General features: G+C 70.6%; 1 protein-coding gene. It reads right to left on the minus strand.

The genetic code is table 11. The annotated features are described in order from the left end of the window. Positions 1-233: 233 nt before the first annotated feature. Positions 234-1,256, minus strand: a complete 1,023-nt coding sequence (locus ACFU8W_RS37060; RefSeq protein WP_384047196.1) for a VOC family protein — start codon at positions 1,254-1,256, stop codon at positions 234-236. Between the last annotated feature and the right edge of the window lie 161 nt (positions 1,257-1,417).

Raw genomic sequence — 1,417 nt, forward strand, 5'->3', positions numbered from 1 at the left:
CCATGGCTCCTTCCCCAAGCTCTCGGCTTCGCTCGAGCAGGGGAGACCCCATCTGGCTCAATCCTCCGCCTTGCGATGTACGCACCCCAGCCCCGTTTCTTCACCCACCCCCCAATTGCCGGTCGGTCTAAGGGCTGTCCCGTCATCCCGTGCAACGGTCGAAGGGACATCGACGATGCACGGAAAGGCGCACGGAAGGTCACCCGGGCGGACGAGGGCGGCGGTGGCAGTCTTCAGGAAGCAGGCGTGTCCAGCGGCGCGCTCCGCCACTTCCACGAGCTGACGCGCTCACGCCCGGGCAGCTCGGCGCGACCGGTGGACCAGAGCAGCACGGTCCACCGGTCGGCGTCGTCCGGGGCGTCCGGGAACAGCCGGGCGAGTACGCGGTCGCACAGATCGGCGGGCGGCGCCCAGGAGATGTCCAGGCCCCGAACGACATCGTGCGTATGCACCAGGGTCTCCACGATCCCCATCGCGGCGAAGCCCTCCGGGTCCGAGATCCCGTACGCGTGGAACGAGCGGACATCCGCCAGGGTCGTCCGTACCATCGCGGTCAGCAGTGCCCCGCTCGCCTCCAGGGTCTGCAGCAGTCCGACCGCACCGGCGTCGGGGTTGGCGAAGATCGCGTTGGCCGGGCCGCCCTTGCGCTCGGCTCCCCAGCGGTACGGCACCTCGCGGTCCAGCGGCGGCTTCTTCGGGCCCAACTGGGCTGCGTACGCGAAGAGATCATCGTTCAGATGCTCCACGGTCTCCCAGGAGTCCCACTCCAGTGTCCCGGCGGGCGCCCGCCAGTGGTCCTCCGGAACCTCACGGAGCGCGGCGAGCGAGAGACGGACCGCGGTGGTCACGTCGTCCGCGGTGACCGGCAGCCGGGTCGCGGTCAGCGTGGCCCGTTCCGCGGCGCTGCACTCCACGCAGAACTCATTGCCCTCGGGGTCGGCGAGCGTCGCCCAGCCCCGGCCGTTCGGCTTGCGGTGGTCGCCGACGAGAGTGGCGCCGAGGGCGAGCAGCCGCTCGACCTCCTCGTCACGAGTACGGTCCTGCGGCTGGATGTCCAGGTGGACGCGGTTCTTGCCGGCCTTGGGCTCGGGTACCGAAATGAACAGCAGTGCGGCGCCGGGGGTCTCGACGAGTGCCTCGGGATCACCGGGCCGGTCCTCGTCGGACAGCTGCGCACCGAGCACCTCGGCCCAGAAACTGCCGAGCTTGTAGGCGTCGGCGCAGTCGATGGTGACGTGTCGTACGAGTGAAGTCATGCCCTCACTCTCGCTGCTGACGGACGACCGGGTCCACCCGATTGTGGCGGGGGGGGGGGGGGGGGGGGGGGGGGCCCCCCCCCCCCCCCCCCACCCCCCCCACAGACCCGGCGACAACCCACCCCCCCCCGCAAAAGGGCGCGGGGGGGGTAGAAAAAAAA

It is taken from the genome of Streptomyces sp. NPDC057565, from assembly GCF_042801455.1.
In the GTDB taxonomy this organism is placed as follows: Bacteria; Actinomycetota; Actinomycetes; order Streptomycetales; family Streptomycetaceae; genus Streptomyces; species Streptomyces yanii.